The sequence below is a fragment of the Methylibium sp. genome, from assembly GCF_013817365.1.
Classification (GTDB): domain Bacteria; phylum Pseudomonadota; class Gammaproteobacteria; order Burkholderiales; family Burkholderiaceae_C; genus Methylibium.
The window spans coordinates 1-5,074 of the sequence record NZ_JACDCU010000308.1 but is presented as its reverse complement, the minus strand read 5'-3'; the positions used below and the strand labels follow the sequence as shown (position 1 = coordinate 5,074).

The following is a 5,074-nucleotide window of genomic DNA, read 5'->3' as shown; positions in this document are numbered from 1 at the left end:
ACCACGCGCTGCGTGCGGCCCGGCAAGTCTGGTGCGCCTTCGTGTTCGACCGCGAGATCCTCGATCCGCTGCCGCGCAGCGACCGGCGCGTCGAGTTCATCCGCGAAAGCCTCGTCGATCTGGACGCGCAATTGCGGGCCCTGGGCCTCGCCAGCGGTGCCCAGGGCGTCGGCCTGATCGTGCGCCACGGCCGTGCCGTCGAGGAGATCGCGCGCCTGGCAACGACCCTGCATGTGCAGGCGGTCTATGCCAACGCCGACTACGAGCCGCAAGCCCGAGCCCGGGACGCGCAGGTGCGCGGCGCGCTGGCCGACGCCGGCATCGCCTTTCATGCCGGCAAGGACCAGGTGGTGTTCGACACCGACGAATTGCTCACCGCTGCCGGCAAGCCCTACGGCGTGTTCACGCCGTACAAGAACGCCTGGCTCAAGAAGCTCGAGCCTTTCTACCTGCAGGCCTATCCGGTGGAGCGCCATGCGTCGGCGCTCGCGCCGCTGCCCGCGGGCGAACGCGGCGGCGTGCCGCTGCTGGCCGAGATCGGCTTCGAAACGACCAACCTGTCGACGCTCGAACTTCCCCCCGGCAGCGCCGGCGCACAAGCACTCCTCGAGGACTTCGTGGACGACGAGCGCATCGACCGCTACGCCGAGGCGCGCGACTACCCTGCCGTCAAGGGGCCCAGCTATCTGAGCGTCCACCTGCGCTTCGGCACAGTCTCGGTGCGCGAGCTCGCCGCGCTGGCCTGGGACCGCATGCGTGCGCCCTCCGCGAAAGCAGCACGCGGGGCCGAGGTGTGGCTCTCGGAGCTGATCTGGCGCGAGTTCTATCAGCAGGTGCTGCACCACCACCCGCGCGTCGTGGACGCCAGCTTCAAGCCCGAATACGACAAGATCAAGTGGGAACACGGCAAGCGCGCCGACGCCCTCTTCTCGGCCTGGTGCGAAGGCCGCACCGGCTACCCGCTGGTCGACGCGGCGATGGCGCAGATCAACCAGACCGGCTACATGCACAACCGCCTGCGCATGGTGACGGCGAGCTTTCTCACCAAGGACCTCGGCATCGACTGGCGCCGGGGCGAACGCTATTTCGCCGAGAAGCTCAACGACTACGACCTTGCTGCCAACAACGGCGGCTGGCAGTGGGCGGCCTCCACCGGCTGCGACGCGCAGCCCTACTTCCGCATCTTCAACCCGGTCACGCAGAGCGAGAAATTCGATCCGCAGGGCAAGTTCATCCGCCGTTACCTGCCGCGGCTCACCGCCCTGCCGGATGCGCTGCTGCACGCGCCGTGGCGCGCCAAGCCGGTGGAGCTGGTCGCGGCCGGCATCGAGCTGGGCCGGGACTATCCGCAGCCGGTCGTGGAACACGACGTGGCACGCGCGAAGACGCTGGAGCGCTATGCGGTCGTGAAGGCGGCGAAGTAGACGCGGAATCGGAAAAGGCGCTGCTCGCGCCGATCACGGCGAGTGCGCGTTTCGAAGACTCAAAACAGCTCTATCTCGCCGCTCTTGCCCGTGTCGGTGAGCTCGCCCGATTCGACCAGCAGCTCGTGGCAGCAAACGCGGTTGCGGCCGTTCTGCTTGGCGTGATAGACCGCTTGATCGGCACGCTCGAAAGCACCGCTGGCGATGTCGAGCGGGCGAAGCCGCGTGAAGCCGGCGCTGGCGGTCACGGGGCCGACCTGCGGGAAGGCGAACGTCTCCATGCGGGTGCGAAAGCGCTCGAAGGCAAGCGCGGCGTGAGCGCGTTCTTCGGCGCGCAGCACCACCACGAACTCTTCGCCGCCGAAACGGTAGAGCCGGTCGCCGTGGCGGAAAGCGCTTCGCAGGAGGCGCGCGACCAGCAGCAGCACCTCGTCTCCGATCAAATGGCCGAACGCGTCGTTGACGCGCTTGAAGTGGTCGATGTCGATGACGCCCAGCCACAGCGCACAGGAGGCACCCGCCGAGGACCGCCCCACGGCGCCGAGTCCCTTTGCGAACTGTGCGTCGAAGGTCTTGCGATTGAGCAGGCCGGTCAGCATGTCGTGCTCGCTGTAGTCCAGCAGACCGATGTGGTTGCGATAGACCTGCAGCAAGCCGATGACCAGCTTGCACTGCTCGTCGCTCAAGGGCTTCTCGCTCACCACCTCAACCACGCCGAAGCGCTGCTGGCCCATCCAGATCGGGAACACGTTGAGCAGCGCCGGCGCGCCGGCCTCGTCGCAGCGCTTCGTCGGCACGCCCAGCACAGGCTCGCCGGTGACCAGCGCACCGTGGTGCTCGGGCCAATCGAGCGCCGCCGGCAACGCATCGAGCGGCGCCCACGGCGGATCGCCGCGCAGTGCCGGCTGACCGCGCTGCTGGCCCGCCTGCAGCAGCATCCGCAGGTCCGTGGGTTCGCCGACGCTGCGGTACAGGCTGATCGCCAGCGGGGCGAGCCAGTCGGCCAGCATCGACACCATGGTGGTGTTGATGAGGTCGCGGTCGCGGTAGCCGGTGAGGCGCACGACAGAGCCGATGAAGTCGGGCATGGCGGTTGGGCGGTGAATGCTGTCTCGGTCATCGGCGGCGGCGCCGCTCTCTGAAGGGATCGGACCGTGACACGGGGCCCGCCCCCGGCGATTAGTCACCGATCGGCCTGCCCGAGCGGCTGGCCGGCCTTGCCCCCTGCGCAGCAGTGCCCGGGTCACACCACCGTCCTGAACAGGTCTTACAGTGGCCACTCCATCAACTTGCGAGGAATGCACCATGGGTTTGATGAGTTTCATCAAGGACGCCGGCGAAAAGCTGTTCGGCAAAAGCGAGGCCAAGGCGGCGCCGGAAGCGGCCGCGCAAGCGCCGAGCCCCGAAAACGTGGCGCAGCTCAACGAGAAGGCCGGCGCGGCGATCGCCACCTACGTGGGCAGCATGGGCCTGAAGGTCGACGACCTGAAAGTGGCTTTCGACGGCGCGAGCGGCACCGTCACCGTGTCGGGCCAGGCGCCGGATCAGGAAACCAAGGAGAAGGTGCTGCTGTGCTGCGGCAACGTCGCCAGCGTGTCTTCGGTCAACGACATGCTCACCGTGGCCGAGCCGACCGCCGAGGCGAAGTACTACACGGTCGTCAAGGGCGACACCCTGTCGAAGGTGTCGAAGGAGTTCTACGGCAGCCCGAACAAGTACACGGTGATTTTCGAAGCCAACAAGCCGATGCTGTCGCACCCCGACAAGATCTACCCCGGCCAGGTGCTGCGCATTCCGCCGCAAGCCTGACGGCAAGCCGCGCGGGAAAAGATTTCTCGCGCCGCTTGAAAAGGGCGCTCAACGCTGAGCGACTGCTGGGGGCAGGTCGATCCGACCCGCTGTGCGTGCACCGGCGCTGCCGGTCGCAGCAGCTTGTCCCCCATCCATCACGTTCACCGGAGCCTCCCTCATGACCAAGACCTCTTCCAGCTCGCTGGCCTGTGCCGCCGCCTTGTTCGCCCTGTCCACCGCGGCCTTCGCTGCTCAGGCACCGGCAGGCAGTTCGGGCCTGGCGGTGGCCGCCAGCGACAAGGTGCATTGCTACGGCGTGCACGAGTGCAAGGGCAACAGCGACTGCAAGACCGCCGAGAACGCCTGCAAGGGCCAGAACGGCTGCAAGGGCCACGGCTTCAAAGGCATGGCCGCCAAAGCCTGCTTCGAGGCGGGCGGCACCATCGGCGACCTCGCCGCCAAGTAAGCGTCACGAGCGAACGACGCCCCGGCGCCTCATCGCGGCATCGGGGCGCTGCACATCCACCATGACGCCCGCCCTGCCCCCGCTGACCTCGCCTTCCCCCGGCTTCGGCCTGGGCCTGCGCACCGCCCATTACGGCGCTTTTCTCCAAGCAGCACAGCCGGTGGACTGGCTGGAGATCATTGCCGAGAACTACCTCGTGCCTGGCGGCAAGCCGCTGCGCATGCTCGACGACATCCGCGCGCGTTACCCGATGGTGATGCACGGCGTTTCGATGTCCATCGGCTCGGTGGCGGGGCCCGATCCCGAGCACCTGAAGGCGCTGGCCGCGCTCGCCCGCCGCGTGAAGCCGCTGTGGATTTCGGATCACCTGTGCTGGACGGGCGTGCATGGCCGCCAGATCCACGATCTTCTGCCGCTCCCCTACAGCGAGGAGGCCTTGAAGGTGGTGGTGCGCAACCTGAAGCAGGTGCAGGACGCGCTCGGCCAGCGCTTGCTGATCGAGAACGTGTCGAGCTACCTCGAGTTCCGCTCTTCGAGCATGAGCGAATGGGCGTTCGTGAACCGGGTGTGCGAGGAGGCCGACTGCCTGCTGCTGCTCGACCTCAACAACATACACGTGAGCAGCGTCAACCACGGCTTCGATGCGCTCGACTACCTGGCTGCCATGCCGGCGCACCGCGTGCAGCAGATTCACCTCGCCGGCCACACCGATCACGGCGACCACCTGATCGACACCCACGACCATCCGGTGGCCGATCCCGTCTGGGCGCTCTACCGGGCCGCCTTGAAGCGCTTCGGCAACGTGGCCACGATGATCGAGCGCGACGACCGCATCCCGCCGCTGCCGGAGCTGATCGGGGCGAGCTCCACACCGCCCGAACCATTGCGGCCGAAACCCTGGCCCGCGCCTACTGCGAGGCTGCATGACACCCACGGCCACCTCGATCGGTCTGGAAGCGCTGCAGGGGGCGTTCCAGCGCCACCTGTTGGACGAGCCGAGCGACTTCGCCGGCGCGGTGGCCCAGGGCGGCCGAATCGGCGTCGAGCGGCGATTGGCGATCTATCACAACGCCTACCGCGCCCGCCTGATTGACGCGCTGCGCGACGGCTACGGCCACACCCTCGCTTATCTGGGCGACGGGCTTCGACGCTGCCGCGCGCGCTTATGTGGCGGCGCACCCGTCCACTGATTCCAACCTGCGCTGGTTCGGTGCAGCCTTCGCCGACTGGCTATTCAAAGCCTGCCCGAACGATCCCGACATCGGCGAGCTGGCCTCGCTCGACGGGGCCCTGCGCCGCGCCTTCGATGCCGCCGACGCGCCGGTGCTCGGCCTGGACGAGCTGGCAGCGCTGCCCGCCGAGGACTGGGCGCGGGTCGGTCTCGAGTTCCAGC

5 protein-coding genes and 1 pseudogene are annotated in these 5,074 nt (G+C 67.9%); 5 read left to right on the top strand and 1 reads right to left on the bottom strand.

Annotation, left to right across the window (positions count from 1 at the left end; genetic code table 11):
* Positions 1-1,424 (top strand): deoxyribodipyrimidine photo-lyase (locus H0W38_RS16330; RefSeq protein WP_292456013.1); only part of this gene is annotated, 1,424 nt, incomplete at its 5' end.
* 59 nt (positions 1,425-1,483) lie between these two features.
* On the opposite strand, the gene H0W38_RS16325 is transcribed toward H0W38_RS16330, so the two are convergent.
* Positions 1,484-2,512, bottom strand: a complete 1,029-nt coding sequence (locus H0W38_RS16325; protein ID WP_292456011.1) for a diguanylate cyclase — start codon at positions 2,510-2,512, stop codon at positions 1,484-1,486.
* A gap of 217 nt (positions 2,513-2,729) precedes the next feature.
* On the opposite strand from H0W38_RS16325, the gene lysM reads away from it, so the two are divergent.
* The 4 genes and pseudogenes from lysM to H0W38_RS16305 form a co-directional block, all read left to right on the top strand.
* Positions 2,730-3,233 (top strand): peptidoglycan-binding protein LysM, encoded by a 504-nt coding sequence (lysM, locus tag H0W38_RS16320; RefSeq protein WP_292456009.1) that lies wholly within the window; start codon positions 2,730-2,732, stop codon positions 3,231-3,233.
* 160 nt (positions 3,234-3,393) lie between these two features.
* Entirely contained in the window at positions 3,394-3,681 is a 288-nt protein-coding gene (locus tag H0W38_RS16315) for a hypothetical protein (RefSeq protein WP_292443843.1), read from the top strand.
* A 61-nt stretch (positions 3,682-3,742) separates the two neighbouring features.
* Entirely contained in the window at positions 3,743-4,774 is a 1,032-nt protein-coding gene (locus H0W38_RS16310) for a DUF692 domain-containing protein (RefSeq protein ID WP_292456007.1), read from the top strand.
* Positions 4,698-5,074, top strand: a pseudogene (locus H0W38_RS16305) (putative DNA-binding domain-containing protein); the annotation flags it as partial. The gene H0W38_RS16310 and the pseudogene H0W38_RS16305, both read left to right, overlap by 77 nt.